Origin of the sequence: Sphingomonas sp. ABOLE (genome assembly GCF_003950455.1) — a bacterium.
In the GTDB taxonomy this organism is placed as follows: Bacteria; Pseudomonadota; Alphaproteobacteria; order Sphingomonadales; family Sphingomonadaceae; genus Sphingomonas; species Sphingomonas trueperi.
The window spans coordinates 16,718-37,541 of record NZ_QQWY01000032.1 but is presented as its reverse complement, the minus strand read 5'-3'; the positions used below and the strand labels follow the sequence as shown (position 1 = coordinate 37,541).

Below are 20,824 nucleotides of genomic sequence, written 5' to 3'. Positions count from 1 at the left end.
GAGTCGGGCGCAACCGTCACGAAGTCGTGGAAAAGCGGCGGCAAGGCGTTGCCTAATGCCGCGCGGGCGCCGATCTTGGATGTCGACATGAGCCAGTTCTCCCGTTCGCCCGTCACGGCAGTGCTGGGGCCCACCAACACCGGCAAGACCCACCTCGCCGTCGAGCGGATGTGCGGTCATGCCAGCGGCATGATCGGCTTCCCGCTGCGGCTGCTGGCGCGCGAGGTGTACGACCGGGTCGTCCGGATGAAGGGGCCGACCGAGGTCGCGCTGATCACCGGCGAGGAGAAGATCCTGCCGCCCAAGGCGCGCTGGTTCTGCTGCACGGCCGAGAGCATGCCGCTGGAGCGGGAGACCGCGTTCGTCGCGCTCGACGAGGCGCAGCTCGGCGCCGATCCGGAGCGCGGGCATGTCTTCACCGACCGGTTGCTGCGCGCCCGCGGCCGCGAGGAGACCATGATTCTCGGCTCGGACAGCCTGCGGCCGATGCTCAAGGCGCTGGTGCCCGAGGCGGAGATCGTCGGCCGGCCGCGCTTCTCGACGCTCAGCTATGCCGGGGCGAAGAAGCTCTCGCGCCTGCCGCGCCGCTCGGCGATCGTCGCCTTCTCGGCCGAGGAGGTCTATGCCGTGGCCGAGGCGCTTCGGCGGCTGCGCGGCGGCGCGGCGGTGGTGATGGGCGCGCTCAGCCCCCGCACCCGCAACGCGCAGGTAGCGATGTTCCAGGCGGGCGAGGTCGATTATCTCGTCGCCACCGACGCGATCGGCATGGGGCTCAACATGGACGTGCACCATGTCGCCTTCGCCTCGCTCCACAAGTTCGACGGGCGGCGCCAGCGCCGGCTGACCATCGCCGAGATGGCGCAGATCGCCGGCCGCGCCGGCCGCCACCAGAAGGACGGCACCTTCGGCGCGCTGCACGCGGAGGGGCCGAGCGCCTTCACCCCCGAGGAAGTGCTGGCGATCGAAGGGCACCAGGTACCCAGGCTCGAACATCTCTACTGGCGCGAGGGCGAGCCAGATTTCGACAGCATCGACGCGCTCATCGGCAGCCTCGAGCGCAAGCCCGAGGCCGAGGTGCTGCGCGCCGCGCCCCAGGCGACCGACCTCGCCGTGCTCAAGCGGCTGGCCGAGGAAAGCTGGGTCCGCGATCGGGTGCGCCATCCGCGGATGGTCGCGCGGCTCTGGGCGGCCTGCGGGCTGCCCGATTTCCGCAAGCTCGGCGTCGATCCGCATGCACGCTTCGTAGGAAGGCTGTTCGGGCATCTGTCCGAGGGGCGCGGGCATGTGCCGCACCAATGGTTCGCCGACGAGATCCAGCGGCTCGACAATATGGGCGGCGATGTCGAGACGCTGGCCGGGCGCATCGCCGCGGCGCGCAGCTGGGCCTATATCGCCCACCGCGCCGACTGGCTGGAGCAGCCCGCGCATTGGGCCGAGCGCACGCGTGCGATCGAGGAAAAGCTCTCCGACGCGCTCCACGCCAGCCTCACCCAGCGTTTCGTCGACAAGCGCACCACGGTGCTGCTGCGGCAGATTGGTGCCGATGCCTCGAACCTGCCGGTGACGATCGGGCCCGAGGGCGAGGTGAGCGTCGAGGACCATCCGCTCGGCACGCTGCAGGGCTTCCGCTTCACCGTCGCCGCCGAGGCACGCGCCGGGGACAAGCGGATGCTGCTCGCCGCCGCCGAGAAAAGGCTGGCGGGCGAATATCGCCGGCGCGGTGCGTCGCTCGCCGAGGCGCCCGATGCGGAGCTGGCGCAGGTCGGCACCGCGATCCACTGGCGCGGGCATGACGTCGCGCTGCTCAAGCCCGGCGCAAACCTGGTGCGCCCGCGCGTGCAGCTCGATCGCGCGCTCGACATACTCGATCCGCAGACGAAGGTTGCCGTGCAGGCGCGGCTGGAGCGCTGGTTCGCCGAGCGGATCGCCGCCGATCTGCCGGTGCTCGCCAAGCTCGACGCGATCACCCGCGAGGAAGCGGCGGGGGCACCCCTGCGCGCGCTGGCCAATGCACTGCTCGAGCAAGGCGGGCTGCTGCCGCGGCGTGCAGCCGGGTCAATGCTCGAAGCGCTCGACGGGCCCGCGCGCCATCGCCTCCGCAAGATCGGCATGACGATCGGCACGCTGGACGTGTTCGCGCCGTCGCTGCTCAAGCCCCGCGCCGCCGCCCGGCGCCGCGCGCTGATGGGGTTGGCTGAGGGCCCGCCCGATGCCGCCGTGGTGTTGCCGCGCGATGCGCAGGGTGCGGAGCTCATCCATGGCTTCCGCCCCTTCGGCGCGCAGGCGGTTCGGGTTGACCTGGTCGAGCGCATCGCGCGTGCGGCGCACGAGGCGCGGCAGGGCCGCAAGCCCTTCGCGCCCGATCCGGCGCTCGCCACCTCGATCGGCCTCAAGCCTGAGACGATCGCACGGCTGATGGCGCAGCTCGGCTTTCGCACCGCGCGCGGCGATGCCGATGCGCCGCAGCGCTGGATCTGGCAGGGCCTCACCCCGCTCGCCAAGCCCAAGCCGGTGGTGGTGCCCGGCAATGCCTTCGCGGCGCTGGTGGCGCTCCGCAATGGCTGAGCCTTCGGGGCATGGGCCGGCGATGCGGCTCGATCGCTTCCTCTGGTATGCGCGGATCGTGAAGACGCGCAGTGCCGCGCAGGCCTTGTGCGAGAAAGGCCTGCTGCGGATCGACGGCCGCCGGATCGAGCGTTCGGCGGTTTCGGTGCGGGTGGGCTCGATTCTCGCCTTCCCGATCCAGGGCAAGGTGCGCGTGCTCCGCATCGAGGCGCTGCCGATCCGGCGTGGGCCGCCGGGCGAGGCGCGGCTGTGCTACGAGGATCTCGTCACCGATCGGGGCGTTCAGCCTCTGTCCGATGATTGACGTGCGCGCCCGGCGCGCATAGCAGGGCCCCCGCATTGATCGTTCGCAACCAAGGACCGTTTCCCCAATGACCTATGTCGTCACCGACGCATGCATCCGGTGCAAGTACATGGACTGTGTCGAGGTCTGTCCGGTGGACTGTTTCTACGAGGGCGAGAACATGCTCGTCATCAACCCCAGCGAATGCATCGATTGCGGCGTGTGCGAGCCGGAATGCCCGGCCGAGGCGATCCTGCCCGATACCGAGAACGGCCTGGAAAAGTGGCTGGAGCTCAACCGCACCTATTCGGAGCAGTGGCCGAACATCACCACCAAGGGGGAGGCCCCGGCCGATGCCGATGCGATGAAGGCCGAGACCGACAAGTTCGACAAATATTTCTCGCCGAATCCCGGCTCGGGCGACTGATCCCCGGGCGGCGCCTGCCGCCCTCCCGCGATGGGCCCGAAATGGTGCAGCGCGCATGGAATTATGCGCCTTTTGCATGACCTTTCACTGGTAATTTTATTACGAGCGTGTTAAATAGCGCCCGACGAAGGCAAGGACTCGCCTTCGCCCGGAGACGCTAGCGTATGCCCCGTGTTCCCTCGTCCGCCGCGCCTTGCGCGCTTGGGCGGGATCCACACTCCAACCGGGGCCGGTAATTCACGAAAGGTTCCTCGCACATGGCTGCCAAGGCGCTGTCCTTCGATGTCGGCGATTATGTCGTTTACCCCAAGCACGGCGTGGGCCGTGTGATCGAGCTGCAGAAGCAGGAAATTGCAGGCATGCAGCTCGAGCTTTACGTCCTGCGTTTCGAAAAAGAGAAGATGACGCTCCGCGTGCCGACCAACAAGGCCGAGAGCGTGGGCATGCGCAAGCTTTCCAGCGACAAGACGCTTCGCGAAGCGCTCGACACGCTGAAGGGCAAGCCCAAGGTCAAGCGCACCATGTGGTCGCGTCGCGCCCAGGAATATGAAGCCAAGATCAACTCGGGCGACCTCGTGTCGATCGCCGAAGTGGTCCGCGACCTGTTCCGTGCCGACGACCAGCCCGAGCAGAGCTATTCCGAGCGCCAGATCTTCGAGGGCGCGGCCAGCCGCCTCGCCCGCGAACTGGCGGCGATGGAAGAGATCGACGAGCCGGCGGCGCTGGAAAAGATCCTGGACATCCTGCGCAAGGCCGCGGCGATCCACAACAAGGACAAGGTTCCCGCCTGACGGCGCGGAAGCCGAAAGGTCGGATCAAAAGGGGGCGGAGCCACGGGCTCGCGCCCCCTTTTCGTTACGCCCGGATCGTGTATTGTGTGGGCAATACACGATCCGGGAGGTTCCACATGCGTCCGTTGCTCGCCCTAGCGCTGCTGCCCTTTGCCACTGCCTGCCATTCCAGCTGGGGCGACAACAAGGGCACCAAGATCGAGGCCAGTGGCACGGGCACAAGCCGCAGCTTCGCCGCGACGGGGTTTACCGGTGTGGCGCTCAAGAGCTCGGACGATGTCGACGTCCGTACCGGCGCCGCCTTTTCGGTTACGGCGGAGGGCGATCCGGCCGTGCTCGACCAGCTCGACATCCGGCTCGACGACAAGACGCTGAACGTCGGGCGCAAGACCAAGGCCGGCATGTTCTGGGACAAGAGCGGCGGGGCCAAGATCCATGTCGTACTGCCACGACTGACCGACGCCACGGTGGCGGGGTCCGGCACGATGCTGGTCGATCGCGCCGAGGGTGCGTTTGACGGCGTGGTGGCCGGCTCGGGCGACCTGCGCCTCGTCTCGGTAGCGGCGCAATCGGCGTCGCTGTCGATCGCCGGTTCGGGCAACATCACGCTCGCGGGGCGTGCGGACAAGATGGATGTGTCGGTCGCGGGCTCCGGCGACCTCCAGGGGCAGCAGTTCACCGCGGGCAGCGCCGACATCTCGATCGCCGGCTCCGGCAGCGTGCGCGCGAACGTGCCCGGCCACGCGTCGGTCTCTATCCTCGGCTCGGGTGATGTCGAGCTGCGCGGCGGCGCCAAGTGCGAGGTGAGCAAGATGGGTTCGGGAGACGTGAAGTGCTCGTAAGGACGCGCGTTCCCGCCTAGGCGTGCTCGGCGCGGCCTTCCAAATGGCCGCGCAGGCGCCGATCGAAGTCGGCGGCAATATCGCCAAGCGTAATCGTCGAGAGCTGCTCCACCAACAGCCGTTCCGCGCGGTGCAGCGCCTCCGACATCGAGGCGTTGACCGCCTGCTCGACCAGGCACTGGGGGGCAGGGTCCGCAAGCCCGATCGCGAAGATGCGGGGCTCGCCCAACGCCTTATAGACATCGAGCATGCGAAGATCGTCGAGCGGTCTGGAAAGCGTCCAGCCGCCAGCATGCCCCTTGGTCGAGCGCACGATGCCGGCCTCGCGGAGCCCCGCGAGCGTCCGGCGGACCACCACCGCATTGGTGCCGAGCATGGCTGCTGCGGCTTCCGACGTCATCGGTCCTTCCGCCCGATCCAGGTGGATCAGGAGGTGGAGCATGCGCGACAATCTTCCGTCCAGTTGCAAGCGGCGACCTCCTCGTCCGGAAGTATCACGACACTTTTCGAGTTGCAAACCTGCCATCGCCCAGTAACGTAACTCTCGATGTTTCATGATTCGAGGTTTAGAGAATGTACGACGTCATCGTCATCGGGGGCAGCTTTGCAGGCCATGCGGCCGCGTTGCAGTTGGCACGGGCGCGGCAAGACGTGCTGCTGATCGACGCAGGCACGCCTCGCAATCGCTTTGCCGACGCCTCGCACGGATTTCTGTGCCAGGATGGCAGGGCTCCCCACGCGATTCTGCAGGAAGCGGCGCGCCAGCTGCTCGCCTATCCCACCGCCGAGATCGTGCAGGCCGAGGCGCTGCGTGCCGAGAAGCTTGCCGGCGGCTTCGTGGTGCCTCTGGCGAACGGCAGCGATCGCCGCGCGAAGCGTCTCGTTCTGGCCACCGGGGTGACGGATACGTTGCCGGAGCTTCCCGGCATGGCCGAGCGGTGGGGCGCTACCGTTCTCCATTGCCCCTATTGCCACGGCTATGAGGTGCGCGATCGCCCCCTGGGCATCATCGCCAACCACCCCATGTCCGCGCATCAGGCGGCGCTGATTCCGGACTGGGGGCCGGCGACCTTCTTCACCCAGGGCATGTACGAACCGGATGCGGAGCAGGCGGCGCTGCTCGCCCGGCGCGGGGTTTCGATCGAGCGCAGCCCCGTCGTCGCGCTGCTGGGCGACGCGCCCGCGCTCGCCGGCGTGCAGCTCGAGGACGGGCGGGTCTTACCGATGGAGGCGGTCTTCACGGCGCCTCGAACGCACCCGACCAGTGCGATCGCTTCGGAGCTCGGCTGCGCGATGGAAGAAGGGCCAAGCGGTCCGTTCCTGACGGTGGATGCCTGGGGTGCCACCAGCGTGGAGGGAGTTTATGCCGCGGGCGATGCGACCAGCCCGATGCACAATGCCACCCTCGCCGCTGCCTCGGGGGTGCTTGCCGGGGTGGGCGCGCATCAATCGCTGATGCGCTCCTGAGGGCGCTGCGGCTGGGATACTCCTGCCATGCCCTTCCAGGAGGAGGGCAGGGACCGAGTCATGCCGCCAGCGGGAAGCGCAGCAGCTTGCGCTCGGTCGCGATCAGCGCCTCGGCGCCCGGACCCACGGCGCGCACGATTTCCGGATGGCCCGCGTCCAGCCCGCCGGTGAGCGCGCCGAAGGCCGGCAGGATCAGCTTGGTCCCGGTCGCCACGAAGCAGCGGCGCGCGACATGGCGCCCGCGCACGGTCAGGCGGAGCTTGGGGTGGAAGTGGCCCGACAGCTCCGGCCGCGGCTCGCCCACTTCGGCTTCGTGGCGCAGCACCAGGCCGTCCACCTCGGCTTCCTCGTGCACCACGCCGCCGCAATGATCGACCAGCACCGAATCATGGTTGCCGGTGATCCAGTGCCAGGCGAGGCTGCCGGTCAACGCGGTCAGCATCGCGCGGGCCTGTGCGGGCAGCCGCTCGCAGCCTTCGACGTCATGGAAGCTGTCGCCCAGGCACCAGAGCTCGATCGGGGCCACCCGCTCGACCAGCGCGGTCAGTGCAGATAGTGTCGCCAGCGTGTCATAGGGCGGCAGCATCTGGCCGCCGAGGGCGAACCAGCTCGCCTTTTCGAAATGCAGGTCGGCGACGAGCAGCGCCCGCCGCGCCGGCCAGTAGAGCGCGCCCTCGGGCAGCGCGCGAAAGTCATGGCCGGCGAACGAAAGGGGAACCATGGTGCTGCTATCCCGCGTCCGTTCGCCGGCGTCAATGCTTGTCAGGCGGCTACCGTCGCGCGCTCGGCTGCGGCAGTCTCGCCCAGCGCTCCCAGGATGCGCACCCAGGAGCGGATGCCCTTGTGGAAGCTCTTCAGTTCGTACTTCTCGTTGGGCGAGTGGATATTGTCATCGGGCAGCGCGAAGCCGACCATCACGCTGTCCATCCCCAGGATCGAGCGGATCGAGTTGACCACCGGGATCGAGCCGCCGCAGCCGAGCAGCGCGGATTTGCCCCATTCGGCATCGAGCGCACCCTGCGTGGCCGCCAGCGGGCCGCTGTCGCTCGCCAGGCTGATCGCGAAGCTGCCGGGGCCGCGCGTTACGAACTCGGCCGAGCAATCCTCGGGCAGGCGGGCGCGGACATGGGCCTGGAACGCCTCCCACACCTGGTCCGGATCCTGGGTGCCGACCAGGCGGAAGCTCACCTTGGCATGCGCTTCGGCCGGGATCACCGTCTTGAAGCCCTCGCCGGTATAGCCGCCCCACATGCCGTTGATCTCGGCAGTCGGGCGCGACCAGACCTGTTCGAGCACGGTCTTGCCGGACTCGCCGGCGGGCACGCGCAGGCCGATCTCGCCGAGGAATTCGCCCGCGTCGAAGCCGAGCTTGTTCCAGCTCTCCAGCACGGTCGGGTCGGTATCGGGCACGCCGTCATAGAAGCCGTCGAGCGTCACCCGGCCGTCGGCGTCCTTCATCTCGCCGAGGATGCCGGCGAGCAGCTGGAGCGGGTTGCGCGCCGCGCCGCCATAGAGGCCCGAATGCAGGTCGCGCGAGGGCCCGCGCACCGTCACCTGGCCGGCGGCCATGCCGCGCAGGCCGATGGTGATGCCGGGGGTGTCGCGGTCCCACATCAGCGTGTCGCAAATCAGCGCGAAATCGGCCTTCAGCTCCTCGGCATGGGCGTGGAGGAAGGGCTCCAGGCTGGTCGAGCCCGATTCTTCCTCGCCCTCGAACAGGATGGTGACGCGGCAGGGCAGGCGGCCCTCGGCCTCCTTCCAGGCACGGCACGCCTCGACGAAGGTGCGCAGCTGGCCCTTGTCGTCCGAGGCGCCGCGGCCGACGATCGTCTTCGATCCGTCCGCGCGGGTGTCGATCCACGGATCGAACGGGTCGCGCGTCCACAGCTCGATCGGGTCGACCGGCTGGACGTCGTAATGGCCGTAGAACAGCACATGCGGCCCGTCGCCGTCATGGTGCGCGACCACCATCGGGTGCCCCGGCGTCTCCGCGACGCGCGCCTGGAAGCCGAGCTCCGCCAGTTCGGCGGCGAGCTGCTCGGCGGCGCGGCGGCAGTCGGCGGCATAGGCCGGATCGGTGGAGATGGAGCGCACGCGCATCAGCGCGGCGAGGCGCTCGACGCTGGAATCGAGCTGCGCATCGGCGATCGCAAGAACGGAGTCGGTCATGGGCCTCCAGCTATGCCGCGCCGTGCCCGCCCGCAACCCCGCCGGAGGGGCGGGGGTGTCTCGAAAGGGTTGCCGCTCCCCTGGCGCTCTGAGATAGTCGCGGGACGGGGAAGGGACCGCGTGACAACGATAAGCGAACCGGGGACGAGCGCGGGGTACGGCGCGTTCATCAGCTACAACCATGCCGATCGCGCCCGCGCGCGCTGGCTGCACCGCGCGCTGGAGCGCTATCGCATCCCCGCCAAGCTGGTCGGGCGCGCGGCGGCGTTCGGCCCGGTGCCGCGCCGGCTCGGGCGGATCTTCCGCGACCTCGACGAACTCTCCGCCGCCAGCGACCTCAGCGCCGAGGTGCGCGCGGCGCTGGCCGACTCCGCCTGCCTGATCGTCGTCTGCACGCCTGCGGGCGCCGCCTCGCAATGGGTGGCGCGCGAGATCGCGCTGTTCCGCGAACTCCATCCCGATCGCCCGGTGCTCGCCGCACTGTTCCATGGCGAGCCGGCCGAGGCGCTGCCGCTGCCGCTGCGGCGCACCGCCGACGGCTCCGAGACCGAGCCGCTCGCCGCCGATTTCCGCGAGGGCAAGGACGGCAGGCGGCTGGCATTGCTCAAGCTGGTCGCCGGCGCGGTGGGGGTGCCGCTCGACGCGCTGGTGCAGCGCGACGCGCAGGCACGCGTGCGGCGCGTGACGGCCGTCACGGCGCTCGCGATTCTTTTGCTGCTAGCCATGGCCGGATTGACGGTCCTGGCCGTGCGGGCCCGCGGGGAGGCGGAGGCTCGGCGTGCCCAGGCGGAGGGGCTGGTGGAATTCATGCTGACCGATCTGCGGGGCCGGCTGAAAGAGGTCGGCCGGCTCGACGTGCTTCGGGAAGCCAATGCGCGCGCGCTGCGCTATTATGGCGAGCAGGATCTGGCGACGCTGCCCCCCGACGTCCTCGCCCGCCGCGCCCGTGCGATCATGACGATGGGCGAGGATGCGATGGAGGCCAAGGAAACCGCCCGCGCTCGCACCGCCTTCCTCCAGGCCAACCGCATCACCCACGCGCTGATCGAGCGCGAGCCGAACCAGTACGACATCGTGTTCGCGCATGCGCAGAGCGAGTTCTATCTCGGCCTGCAGCATTTCAAGGCAGGCGAACTGGCGGCGACCGAGCCGCATTTCGAGGCCTATGCCGCGCTGGCGCATCGGCTGATGGCGCTCAATCCGGCTGATCCGCGCAGCGCGGAAGAGGTCTCATACGCTACAGGTAATCTATGCTCGCTGAGGCTAAAGCAGCATATGGTGGATCGCGCAGTGGCGCTTTGCGGAGATGCGCTTCGCGCCGCCGAGGCGCTGGCACGGCGCGAACCCAATTCAGAGCAGCGGTGGCGAGACGTTGCCAACCGACAAGGGTGGCTTGCAGACGCGCAAGTTGACGCGCGCAATTTTGATGCGGTTTTAGATTTAAGGCGCCAACAGGTCGCATTGCTTGACCGACTATTGATGCGGGACCAGCGGAATGCGCGCAACCGACGTCTGTTGATCTGGGCGGAACGCGCCCTCGCTGAGCGGGAGCACCACCGCGGCAACTCTGAAACTGCGGTAAGGGTAATGCATAAGGCTGTTGTCGATCTCCGTAGAATGACGGAGTTGGATACCAAAAATCAAGAACTCGCAGCTAGGTTGAAGGAGATGCAGAACGAACTTCGCAAAATGGAAAGGAATAATAAATGAACGGTCAATTTCCGCTGTCGATACTGCCGCCATCGTACATAAAGTTGGTTAAGCGATACCAGATATTTGCTAGCAGCAAGGGTGGTTATCCGCTGAGTGATTTGAAGTTTCATATCGAAGGGTATGAGGACGTCGATCGGTTTGGCAACGGAAAGCAAGTGACCGCGGCGGACGATTTTACCAAGATTGTCCGCGACTTCGTCGCTGCATCGCCGAACATCACGCCTGTCCTCGTCGGCCCGACGACTCCTCCGCCAACGCCGCTCGATATCATCGTCCGCGAGCCTTGCTGCGTCATCTTCAAGCTGATTGGCGATTTCTGGGAATATACGCCGAACAGCCTGTATGTCAGCACGAAGCACGAATATCCGGACGGCAAGTATCGACGTGCCTTCCCGTTGCTCGATGACAAGGGCAGGATTTCCGCCGTCGGGTTCTTCGTGGAGTATGTCACCGATCCGAAGGACTGTAAGACCTGCGAGGGACTCAATTTGTACGTGGACTTTTTGCAAGGAGATATGCGCATGCCGACGATGATTGATCCGGATGTCGAGAACCAGGGCGGTCATGAACCGCCGAAGGAGCCGAAGCCGCGGGAGCCCGATGGCGACGAGTGATCGGCGTTTCACTGTAACGTTTTAGGGGAGTATGCCGGGTAGGATGACGTCGAGTGTGCTAGCGATAACGGCCCAGGCGCGTGCCGGTGCGCTCGATCTTGCCTGGCGGATGTTCCGCGACGCGGGGTATGACCGCGTCGCGGACGATCCTGCCGTGCTCAGCCTTCGGGGCAGGCTCCTGAAGGACGAGGCGCTGCTGCTCGCCGGCGACGCCCGGCGGCAGCATGCCCGCGAAGCGGCCGCGGCCTATGGCGCGGCGGCACAGCTGGCACCTGCCCCCTATCCGCTCATCAACGCGGCGACGCTCGCGCTGATCGCCGGCGATACGGCGGGCAGCCGGGCGCTCGCCGCGGATGTGCAGGAGTTGCTGCAGGCGGGTGTTCCCGACGAGACGCCCTATTGGCTCGGCGCGACCGAGGCCGAGGCATTGCTGCTTGCGGGCAAGCGCGACGCGGCGGAGCAGGCGCTCGGCCGGGCGATCGCGGCGGCGCCGCGGGCGTGGGAAGACCATGCCTCCACCTTGCGCCAGTTCGGCGTGATACTGGCCGAGCAGGGGGCATCGGCCGCGTGGCTCGATTCCTATCGCCCGCCCCGCAGCCTGCACTTCGCCGGCCATATGCGCCTGCCCGAGGACGTCACCACGCTTTCCGACGCGATCGACGCGCTGCTGGTCGAGGAGCGGGTGGGCTTCGGCTATGGCGCGCTGGCGGCCGGCGCGGACCTGCTGATCGCCGAGCGGCTGATCGCGCGCGATGCCGAACTCCATGTCGTGCTCCCCGGCAATGTCGCGGCCTTTGTCGATCGATCGGTGCGGCCGCACGGCGAAAGCTGGGTCGCCCGCTTCGAGGCGGCGCTGGGCGAGGCGGCGAGCGTGCAGGAAATGGGCGAGGCGAGCCCGGCAGCGTTCGCGCCGTCGATCCGGCTTGCCGATCTCGTCGCGATGGGGCGCGCGGCGATGCATGCCGGGCTGCTCCAGTCCGAAGCGGTGCAGCTGCTGCTCGGCCCCGCCTCGGTCGACGAGGTCGGCCAGAGCGCGCATGCCGGCGGGCTGTGGCGCAAGGCGGGGCGGCGCCAGCATCTGCTGCCGCTGCACGCGCCCTCGGGGCCGCAAGGCGCCGATCGCACCGCGCCGCAGGTGATCTCGGTGCTCGCGGTCGACCTGCTCGGCGGCGAGGGCGAGGATTTCGCCGCGCTCGACCGCGACGTGGCCGGGCGCCTGCCGGCGCTGCGCCAGGCGCTGTGCCACACCCCGACGCTCGCCATCCGCTGGACCTCGCGGCGGCTGCTGATCGCCTTCGACGGTACCAGCCAGGCCTATGCCGCGGCGGTGCGGCTGTCGGCGACGCTGGGCGCGAGCGGGCCGTTCCGCCAGGCGCTGCATATCGGCCTCGCCACCTCGATCGACGATCCGGTGACCGGCGCACCGGTGCTGCTGGGCGGCGCCTTCGACCTCGCCGAACGGATGCTGGGGGTGACTACGGCGGGGGCCACCTTCGCCAGCGAGGCCTTCGCCGCCAGCCTCGCCGCGTGCGAGGCCGATGCGGGGCGCGCCGAACTGGTCGGCGAAATGGCGCTGGTCGGCCAGGCGCCGACGACCGTCTACGCGCTCAAGCCGCGGTTCAGACGATAAGCGCTTCGAGGCGGGCGGGCGCGACGATCTCCAGCCCGTCCTCGTGCCGCTGGACGATGCCGCGGCGCTCGAGCGCGGAGACGGCGCGGGAGACGGTCTCGCGTGCGGTCTGGACGCGCAGCGCCAGGTCGGACAGCACCGGCAGCGGGCGGATCCAGCGACCGTCCTGCGCGCGGGCAAGGCGCAGCAGCTCGGCATGGACGCGGCCGTTGGCGGAAAGCGTCAGCCGCGCCGAGACCAATTGGCTGAGCGCGCCGAACTGGCGCACCATCGTCTTCGCGAGGACGAGGCCGACACAGGCATGACGCTCGGCCAGCGCGTAGAAGTCGGCGGTGGCGAAGCTCGCGATCTGGCTGGCCATGGTGGCGGTGCAGTCGCTCGCCTGTTCGCGGCCGGGATCGACGCCGCCGAAGATGTCGCCGGGGTGATGCTCGGCGATCTGGAGCACGCGGCCGTCCAGCGTCACCATCGCGGCGCGGACATGGCCTTCGAGCAGCACCAGCACGCGGCCCAGCCGCTCGCCCTGATGCACGACGGTGGCACCTTGGGGGCAGCGACGGAGCATCGCTGCCCCGGCCAGCTCGGCCGCGACCGCTTCGCTGCACGCGAAGAGTTGGGCGAACCGCGTCGCCAGGTCGATCTCGCTTGCCCCCACGCCCTGCGTTCGATGTAAAACTGCGTCGCCACCATGTTGGCTGCAGCGCGGCATGGCAAGTCCGATCCGGAGGGACGGAGTCGGATTTGGATGTTTTATCCTATATTCGCGCGTCGGTTCAGACCGGCTGGAGATCGATCGCGAACAGCGCGCCGCCGCCCTCGGCATCCATCGCCCGGATCGGCGCGGACATCGCCCCGGCAAAACCCTTGGCGATGGCGAGCCCCAGCCCGCTGCCGCCCGCCCGGTCGCTGCCGGTGCCGCGCGCGAAGGTTTCGAAGATCGTCGCTTCCTCGCCGGGGGGGAGGCCCGGGCCATGGTCGCGCACCGCCAGCCGCACCGCATCGGGGCGGCGCTCGCCGAGGATCTCGATCGGGCCCTCGCCGCCATGCACCGCGGCGTTGGAGAGCAGGTTGAGCAGGATGTGGTGGAGCAGCCGCGGGTCGGCGCGGACCAGCGGCAGATCGGGCGGCACGCGCAGCACCAGTTCGCGTCCGGCCAGCACGTCGCGCAGGTCGTGGACGGCGGCGGCCGCGGCGTCGGTGAGGTCGATCGGCTCGAGGCTGAGCGCCACAGCGCCGGCGTCGATCCGCACCATGTCGATGAGGTTGTCGAGGAAGCGCCGCAGCCGGGCGACTTCGGCGCGGGCGATGGCGGTCGCCGGCTCGTCGGGATGGGCATGGGCGAGCGCATCCACTGCGGCTGCCACCGAGGTGAGCGGCGTGCGCAGATCATGGCCGATCGAGGAGAGCAAGGCCGCGCGCAACCGGTCGCGCTCGCGCAGCACCGAGACTTCGCGGACGTCCTGCTCCAGCCGTAGCCGCTCATGCGCCAGCGCCGCCTGGCCGAGCAGGGTGGAGAGCAGCAGCGCGCGATCGGGGGTGATCGGCTCGCGGCCATCGGGCGCGGCTAGGCCGATCACCGCGAGCACGCCCAGACTGGTGCGCAGGGGGTGAAACTGCCAGTCGGCAGCGATCAGCGTGCCGGTGCCGACCCCGCCCGCCTCGCCGCTGCTCCACGCCCATTCGGCGGCGGCTTGGTCGACCGCACCCATCGGCGGCGCGTCCTCCGGGCAGCTGGCGATCCGCGTCAGCGCGCCGTCGCGTCGGATCAGCAGCAGCACCGAAACGTCGAGCAGCCGGGCGATCTCCTCGCAGACGACGCGGCTGGTGGATTCGGTGTCCGAGGCGCGGGCGAGTGCCTGGCCGAAGGCGGCAATGGCGGCATTCTCCTGCGCGCTGCGCGTGCCGAGCGTCGCCCGCGTCCGCAGCCTTCCGGTGAGGTTGGCGGTGAACATTGCGATGCCGGTCAGCACGAAGAAGGTGAGCACGCTCTGCGGCTCGCCGATGGTGAAGGTGTAGAGCGGCGGCAGGAAGAAGAAGTTGTAGGCGAGCCCGCCGATCATTGCGGTCGACACGCCCGGTCCGAAGCCCGAGCGGAAGGCGATCAGGATCACCGGCAGCAGGAACAGCAGGTCGGTGCCGCCCGCGCCGATCAGCGGCAGCGTCAACCGGCCGAGGATTACCGTCAGCGCGACGGCAAGCGCGCCGAGCAGATGCTCCTGCCAGCGGCCGAGCGCGGGCAGGGCGGCGGGGCGCCGCTCACGCACCCGCTCCTCGGTCGAGGGCAGGACGTGGACCGCCACGCCCTGGCTGGCGCGCAGCATCGATTCGACCACCGATCCATGGCGCAGCTCGAACCACCAGCTGCGGCGCGAGCGGCCGATCACCAGTTGCGTCGCGCGCATGCCGGCGAGATGGGTGCGCAGCCCGTCGATCACGGTGGCGGCGGGCACGATGGCGACGGTGGCGCCGAGGCTGCTCGCCAGTTGCAGCGCCTCGGCGACGCGGTGGCGCTGCTCGGGGCGGAAGCGTTCGGCGCGCGGCGTCTCGATGAACACCACCTGCCAAGGGGCTTTCAACGCGTCGGAAAGCCGTTTGCCCGCGCGGACCAGCCCGTCGCCGCCGGGCAATTCGCTGACCGCCACCAGCACGCGCTCGCCGGCCGCGAAGGTGCCGGGCATGGCCAGCGCATCGAGATGGTCGAGCATCGCCCGGTCAACGCTGAGCGCGGCGCGGCGCAGCGCCATTTCGCGGAGCGCCGAAAGATTGGCTTTGGAGAAAAAGTGCGCCAGTGCGCGGCTGGCCTCGGCGGGCACATAGACCTTGCCTTCCTTCAGCCGGTCGATCAGCTCGTCGGGCGGCAGGTCGACCAGCTCGATCTCGGCATCGTCGAAGATCGCGTCGGGCACGGTCTCGCGGACCCGCACCCGGGTCACGCTCGCCACCACGTCGTTGAGGCTCTCGACATGCTGGACGTTGAGCGTGGTATAGACGTAGATGCCGGCGTCGCGCAGCTCCTCCACGTCCTGCCAGCGCTTGGGATGGCGACAGCCGGGGGCGTTGGTGTGGGCGAGCTCGTCGACCAGCACCAACGCAGGGCGGCGGGCGAGGATCGCGTCGAGATCCATCTCCTCGAGCCGGTGGCTCTGATGTTCCACCGCCTTGCGCGGCAGCACCTCGAACGGCGCGACCAGCGCCTCGGTCTCGGCGCGGCCATGGGTCTCGACCACGCCGATCACGACGTCCTTGCCGGCGCGCAGCCGCTCGGCGCCCTCGCGCAGCATCTCGAAGGTCTTGCCGACGCCCGGGGCCGCGCCGAGGAAGATCTTCAGCCGCCCGCGCGCCTCGCGCCGGGCTTCGCGCAGCAGCGCATCGGGATTGGGGCGGTCGTTCATCGTCGCCCTTGGTAGTGTGCGGCGTGCGCCGGCGCCACGGGCTAGCGGCCGACTATATGGAATCTTAATGCCCGGCCCCGGCATTTGCCGTCGAACCTTAACGGCCACCAGACCTAGATCGCGCCCAAGGCCGCCACCCGGCGGCAACAAGCAAGGGCCAACCCCATGTCCGACATTCTCTGGCTCGCCGCGCTCGGCGGGCTTTTCCTGCTGACGCTGACCTTCGTCCAGCTGTGCGTGAAGGCCTGAGCGATGGGCCTGCACCTGATGCTCGCCGGCGCGACCGCACTCGCGCTGCTCCTCTACCTGGTCGCGGTGCTGCTGCGGCCCGAGCGTTTCTGAGGAGGGCCGCATGACACTCCAAGGCTGGGGCTTCATCGCCCTGTTCGTCGCCATCCTCGCGGCCGCTGCCAAGCCGATGGGCCTGTGGCTCTTCGCGCTCTACGAAGGCCGCCGCACCCCGCTTCACCGCGTACTCGGCCCCGTCGAGCGCGGCATTTACCGTATCGGCGGCATCGATCCCAACGCCGAGCAGGGCTGGCGCGCCTATGCGCTGCACCTGATCCTGTTCAACCTCGCGCTCGCGCTGCTCACCTATGCGGTGCTGCGCCTCCAGGCGGTACTGCCGTGGAACCCGCGGGGGCTTGCCGGCATGGGCGCGGACGGCGCGTTCAACACCGCGATCAGCTTCGCCACCAACACCAACTGGCAGGGCTATGCGGGCGAATCGACGCTCTCCAACCTGTCGCAGGCGCTGGGGCTGGCGGTCCACAACTTCACCTCTGCGGCGACCGGTATCGCCATCGCCTTCGCGCTGTTCCGCGGTTTCGCCCGCAAGGAAGCGCGCGGGATCGGCAATTTCTGGGCCGACTTCACCCGCGTGACGCTCTACCTGCTGCTGCCGATCTGCCTCGTCTATGCGCTGTTCCTGGTGGCGTGCGGCGTGCCGCAGACGCTGGCCAGCAGTATCGACGTGACCACGCTGGAGGGCGCGCGCCAGACGATCGTGCTGGGCCCGGTCGCCAGCCAGGAAGCGATCAAGATGCTCGGCACCAATGGGGGCGGCTTCTTCAACGCCAACTCGGCGCACCCGTTCGAGAACCCGAGCGCGCTGACCAATCTGGTACAGATGCTGTCGATCTTCCTCGTCGGCGTCGGCCTCACCTGGACCTTTGGCAAGGCGGTGGGCGACACCCGCCAGGGCTGGGCGATCCTCGCCGCGATGGCGGTGCTGTTCCTCGGCGGCGTCGCGGTGACCTATGCGGCGGAATCGGCCGGCAACCCGGCACTGCATGCGCTCCATGTCGCCGGCGCGAACATGGAGGGCAAGGAGACGCGCTTCGGCATCGTCGCCAGCTCGCTGTTCGCAGTCGTCACCACGGCCGCGTCGTGCGGCGCGGTCAACGCGATGCACGACAGCTTCACCGCGCTGGGCGGCCTGATCCCCCTGTTCAACATCCAGCTCGGCGAGATCGTCGTCGGCGGCGTGGGTGCGGGCATCTATGGCTTCCTGCTGTTCGCCATCCTCGCGGTGTTCGTCGCCGGGCTGATGGTGGGGCGTACCCCCGAATATGTCGGCAAGAAGATCGAGGCGCGCGAAGTGAAGCTGGCGGTGCTCGCCGTCGCCGTGCTGCCGCTCTGCATCCTCGGCGGCGCTGCGCTCGCCTCGGTGCTGCCGGCGGGCCTTGCGGGCATCGCCAACAACGGCCCGCACGGCTTTTCGGAGATCCTCTACGCCTTCACGTCCGCGACCGGCAACAACGGCTCGGCCTTTGCCGGCCTCTCGGCGAACACGCCCTTCTACAACGCCATGCTCGGCATCGCGATGTGGCTCGGCCGCTTCTTCGTGATCGTGCCGGTGCTGGCGATCGCCGGTAGCCTCGCCGCCAAGAAGCAGGTCGCCGGCGGCGTCGGCGCCTTCCCGACCACCGGCGTGCTGTGGGTGGGGCTGCTCGTCGGCATCATCCTGATCCTGGGCGGGCTCACCTTCCTGCCGAGCCTGGCGCTGGGGCCGATCGCCGATCACGTCACGCTGCTTCGCGGCCAGCTCTTCTGAGGACGACAAGCAATGTCTGCACCCAAGTCCATTTTCGCGGCCGAGCTGATCGGCCCGGCCATCGGGGACGCGTTCCGCAAGCTTTCCCCACGCGAGCTGATCCGCAACCCCATCCTGTTCACCACGGCGGTCGCGGCACTGCTGCTTACCGTCCTGCTGGCGATCGGCGGCGAGCCGCTGCCGTTGGGGTTCCAGGTCCAGCTGATCGTCTGGCTGTGGCTGACCGTGCTGTTCGGCACCTTTGCGGAAGCGCTGGCCGAAGGCCGGGGCCGCGCCCAGGCGGCGTCGCTGCGCGCCACCAAGTCCGAGCTGGAAGCCAAGAAGCTCACCGGCGTCGGCGAGACCTGGCGCAAGGTCGAGGCGCATCTGCTCGAGCGGGACGACCTCGTGCTGGTCGAGACCGGTGACCTGATCCCGGCCGACGGCGAAGTCGTCGAGGGCGTCGCCTCGGTCAACGAGGCCGCGATCACCGGCGAAAGCGCGCCGGTGATCCGCGAGGCGGGCGGCGACCGCTCGGCCGTTACCGCCGGTACGCGCGTCATTTCCGACAAGATCATCATCCGCGTGACCCAGGATCCCGGCAAGGGCTTCCTCGACCGGATGATCGCGCTGGTCGAGGGCGCCGAGCGGCAGAAGACCCCGAACGAGATCGCGCTGACCATCCTGCTCGTCGGCCTGACGATCATCTTCCTGATCGCGGTGGGCACGATCCCGGCCTTCGCCACCTATGCCGGCGGTGCGATCCCGGTGGCGGTGCTGGCGGCACTGCTGATCACGCTGATCCCGACCACGATCGCCGCGCTGCTCTCCGCGATCGGCATTGCGGGCATGGACCGGCTGGTGCGCTTCAACGTGCTCGCCAAGTCCGGCCGCGCGGTGGAAGCCGCAGGCGACGTCGACGTGCTGCTGCTCGACAAGACCGGCACCATCACCATCGGCGACCGCCAGGCGAGCGCCTTCCACCCGCTGACCGGCGTGGAAGAGCGGACGCTGGCCGAAGCCGCGCTGATCGCCAGCCTTGCGGACGAGACCCCCGAGGGCCGCTCGATCGTGACGCTCGGCCGCGAGAAATTCGCGTTTGATGCCGAGCTCGATGCCGACGCCGAAGTGATCCCCTTCACCGCGCAGACCCGCAGCTCGGGCGTGCGCCAGGGCGATACGGTGATCCTGAAGGGCGCAGTGGATTCGATCCTGAAGGTGGATCCGGACGCCGCCGGTGCCGCCGAGCTCAAGCGCATCACCGACGGCATTGCCCGCGGCGGCATGACCCCGCTGGCGGTGACCCGCAATGGCCGCCTGCTCGGCGCGGTGGCGCTGAAGGACGTCGTGAAGGCAGGGGTGCGCGAGCGCTTCGCCGAGTTGCGCCGGATGGGCATCCGCACGGTGATGATCACCGGCGACAACCCGCTCACCGCCGCCGCCATCGCCGCCGAAGCGGGCGTGGACGACTTCCTCGCGGAAGCCACCCCCGAGGACAAGCTCGCGCTGATCCGCCAGGAGCAGCAGGGCGGCAAGCTGGTCGCGATGTGCGGCGACGGCACCAACGACGCCCCCGCGCTGGCCCAGGCGGATGTCGGCGTGGCGATGAACACCGGCACCCAGGCGGCGCGCGAGGCGGGCAACATGGTCGATCTCGACAGCGATCCGACCAAGCTCATCGAGATCGTCGGCCTCGGCAAGCAGCTGCTGATGACCCGCGGCGCGCTCACCACCTTCTCGATCGCCAACGACGTCGCCAAATATTTCGCGATCATCCCGGCGATGTTCGTCGCGCTCTATCCCGGCCTCGGCGTGCTCAACGTGATGGGCCTGTCGAGCCCGACCAGCGCGATCCTGTCGGCGGTGATCTTCAACGCGATCATCATCCCGTTCCTGGTGCCGCTGGCGCTCAAGGGCGTGACCTACAAGCCGATGGGTGCTGGACAACTGCTCGCCCGCAACCTTGCCATTTACGGCCTGGGCGGACTCGTCGCTCCCTTCATCGGCATAAAAGTAATTGATCTGGCCGTTGCCGGCCTCCACCTCGCCTGAGGATCTGCATCAACATGTTTCGTACGCTTCTTTCGTTCGCGTCGCTCACCGTCGTTGCCGCGCCGGCCTTTGCCCAGGACAGCGTGCCTGCCGCCCCGGCGATGACGGCGCCGGCAGCGCCGGCGCTGTGCACCGACCGCCCGACCAAGTCGAACTTCGCCTGCACCGTGCCGCAGGGCATGGTCCAGCTCGAGACCGATCTCGGCAACTGGGCCCGCACCGATGCGGGCGACACCCGCGTCGACACGATCCTCTACACCAACCCGACGTTCAAATATGGCCTGACCGGCTCGTCCGACATCGAGGCGAGCATCGCGCCCTATGCAACGGTGCGCACCCGCACCGCGGAGGGCACCCAGACGCTGCGTGGCGTCGGCGACCTCACGCTGCGGCTGAAGCAGCGGATCACCGATCCGGCGGGGCAGGTGCAGATCGCGCTGCTGCCTTTCGTGAAGATCCCCACGGCGAAGACGGGTATCGGCAATGGCCAGACCGAGGGCGGGGTGATCGTGCCGGTCAACATCGCGCTGCCCAAGGGCTTCACGCTCACCTTTGGGCCCGAAGGCGACGTGCTCGCCGACAGCGACGGGCACGGCCACCATGCCCAGCTGGTCGGCACCGCCAATCTCGGGAAGGCGGTCACGTCGAAGTTCACACTGATCGGCGAGTTCTGGGTTGCCCGCAATTTCGACCCCGCGGGCCATGTCACCCAGACCTCGGTCGACATCGCCGCGACCTATTTGCTGCGGCCGACGCTGCAGCTCGATCTCGGCGCCAATTTCGGCCTGAACCAGGCCACCCCCGATGCCCAGCTCTATCTGGGCGTCTCCACCCGCTTCTGAGG

At 68.9% G+C, this 20,824-nt stretch carries 18 protein-coding genes; 13 read left to right on the top strand and 5 right to left on the bottom strand.

Annotation, left to right across the window (positions count from 1 at the left end; all coding sequences use genetic code 11):
• Positions 1–87: 87 nt before the first annotated feature.
• The 5 genes from CA234_RS17595 to CA234_RS17575 all read left to right on the top strand — a co-directional run bounded on the left by CA234_RS17595 (position 88) and on the right by CA234_RS17575 (position 4,908).
• Positions 88–2,565: a helicase-related protein gene (locus tag CA234_RS17595; RefSeq protein WP_126002367.1), complete on the top strand. Its 2,478-nt coding sequence runs from the start codon at positions 88–90 to the stop codon at positions 2,563–2,565.
• Positions 2,558–2,869: a S4 domain-containing protein gene (locus tag CA234_RS17590; protein WP_126002366.1), complete on the top strand. Its 312-nt coding sequence runs from the start codon at positions 2,558–2,560 to the stop codon at positions 2,867–2,869. The genes CA234_RS17595 and CA234_RS17590 overlap by 8 nt, the downstream gene beginning before the upstream one ends.
• A 67-nt stretch (positions 2,870–2,936) precedes the next feature.
• The gene (gene fdxA, locus CA234_RS17585) at positions 2,937–3,275 is read left to right on the top strand and encodes a ferredoxin FdxA (RefSeq protein WP_066722732.1); all 339 of its coding nucleotides are present in this window, start codon (positions 2,937–2,939) and stop codon (positions 3,273–3,275) included.
• A gap of 257 nt (positions 3,276–3,532) precedes the next feature.
• Positions 3,533–4,066 carry a CarD family transcriptional regulator gene (locus CA234_RS17580; protein ID WP_066722729.1) on the top strand — a complete coding sequence of 178 codons (534 nt, stop codon included), beginning with the start codon at positions 3,533–3,535 and terminating at the stop codon, positions 4,064–4,066.
• Positions 4,067–4,182: 116 nt separating this feature from the next.
• The gene (locus tag CA234_RS17575; RefSeq protein ID WP_126002365.1) at positions 4,183–4,908 is read left to right on the top strand and encodes a head GIN domain-containing protein; all 726 of its coding nucleotides are present in this window, start codon (positions 4,183–4,185) and stop codon (positions 4,906–4,908) included.
• 16 nt (positions 4,909–4,924) lie between these two features.
• Here the strand turns inward: CA234_RS17575 and CA234_RS17570 are convergent, their stop codons facing one another.
• Positions 4,925–5,377 carry an Rrf2 family transcriptional regulator gene (locus CA234_RS17570; protein WP_125975588.1) on the bottom strand — a complete coding sequence of 151 codons (453 nt, stop codon included), beginning with the start codon at positions 5,375–5,377 and terminating at the stop codon, positions 4,925–4,927.
• A 104-nt stretch (positions 5,378–5,481) separates the two neighbouring features.
• Between CA234_RS17570 and CA234_RS17565 the strand changes: the two genes are divergently transcribed.
• The gene (locus tag CA234_RS17565; RefSeq protein ID WP_126002364.1) at positions 5,482–6,375 is read left to right on the top strand and encodes an NAD(P)/FAD-dependent oxidoreductase; all 894 of its coding nucleotides are present in this window, start codon (positions 5,482–5,484) and stop codon (positions 6,373–6,375) included.
• A 58-nt stretch (positions 6,376–6,433) separates the two neighbouring features.
• On the opposite strand, the gene pdeM is transcribed toward CA234_RS17565, so the two are convergent.
• Positions 6,434–7,096, bottom strand: coding sequence for a ligase-associated DNA damage response endonuclease PdeM (gene pdeM, locus CA234_RS17560; protein ID WP_125975469.1), 663 nt, complete (start codon positions 7,094–7,096; stop codon positions 6,434–6,436).
• Positions 7,097–7,137: 41 nt separating this feature from the next.
• On the bottom strand, positions 7,138–8,544 hold the full coding sequence (locus CA234_RS17555) for a M20/M25/M40 family metallo-hydrolase (RefSeq protein ID WP_125975471.1): 1,407 nt from the start codon (positions 8,542–8,544) through the stop codon (positions 7,138–7,140).
• Between the two features lie 69 nt (positions 8,545–8,613).
• Between CA234_RS17555 and CA234_RS17550 the strand changes: the two genes are divergently transcribed.
• The 3 genes from CA234_RS17550 to CA234_RS17540 are packed head-to-tail and all read left to right on the top strand — an operon-like array spanning position 8,614 to position 12,501.
• Positions 8,614–10,254 carry a toll/interleukin-1 receptor domain-containing protein gene (locus tag CA234_RS17550; RefSeq protein ID WP_164521860.1) on the top strand — a complete coding sequence of 547 codons (1,641 nt, stop codon included), beginning with the start codon at positions 8,614–8,616 and terminating at the stop codon, positions 10,252–10,254.
• Positions 10,251–10,871, top strand: a complete 621-nt coding sequence (locus CA234_RS17545) for a nucleotide synthetase (protein WP_126002362.1) — start codon at positions 10,251–10,253, stop codon at positions 10,869–10,871. The genes CA234_RS17550 and CA234_RS17545 overlap by 4 nt, the downstream gene beginning before the upstream one ends.
• Before the next feature lie 43 nt (positions 10,872–10,914).
• Complete coding sequence (locus CA234_RS17540; protein ID WP_164521859.1) at positions 10,915–12,501, top strand: TRAFs-binding domain-containing protein; 1,587 nt, start codon at positions 10,915–10,917, stop codon at positions 12,499–12,501.
• Here the strand turns inward: CA234_RS17540 and CA234_RS17535 are convergent.
• Complete coding sequence (locus tag CA234_RS17535; RefSeq protein ID WP_164521858.1) at positions 12,491–13,156, bottom strand: Crp/Fnr family transcriptional regulator; 666 nt, start codon at positions 13,154–13,156, stop codon at positions 12,491–12,493. The genes CA234_RS17540 and CA234_RS17535 overlap by 11 nt on opposite strands.
• 118 nt (positions 13,157–13,274) lie before the next feature.
• Positions 13,275–15,893, bottom strand: coding sequence for a sensor histidine kinase KdpD (locus CA234_RS17530; RefSeq protein ID WP_126002360.1), 2,619 nt, complete (start codon positions 15,891–15,893; stop codon positions 13,275–13,277).
• 252 nt (positions 15,894–16,145) lie between these two features.
• Between CA234_RS17530 and kdpF the strand changes: the two genes are divergently transcribed.
• The 4 genes from kdpF to CA234_RS17510 are packed head-to-tail and all read left to right on the top strand — an operon-like array spanning position 16,146 to position 20,822.
• Positions 16,146–16,235 carry a K(+)-transporting ATPase subunit F gene (gene kdpF / locus CA234_RS17525; protein WP_093295902.1) on the top strand — a complete coding sequence of 30 codons (90 nt, stop codon included), beginning with the start codon at positions 16,146–16,148 and terminating at the stop codon, positions 16,233–16,235.
• Between the two features lie 10 nt (positions 16,236–16,245).
• Positions 16,246–17,949, top strand: a complete 1,704-nt coding sequence (kdpA, locus tag CA234_RS17520) for a potassium-transporting ATPase subunit KdpA (protein WP_126002359.1) — start codon at positions 16,246–16,248, stop codon at positions 17,947–17,949.
• Between the two features lie 12 nt (positions 17,950–17,961).
• Entirely contained in the window at positions 17,962–19,980 is a 2,019-nt protein-coding gene (gene kdpB / locus CA234_RS17515) for a potassium-transporting ATPase subunit KdpB (protein ID WP_126002358.1), read from the top strand.
• Positions 19,981–19,994: 14 nt separating this feature from the next.
• Positions 19,995–20,822, top strand: coding sequence for a transporter (locus tag CA234_RS17510; protein ID WP_126002357.1), 828 nt, complete (start codon positions 19,995–19,997; stop codon positions 20,820–20,822).
• Positions 20,823–20,824: the final 2 nt, after the last annotated feature.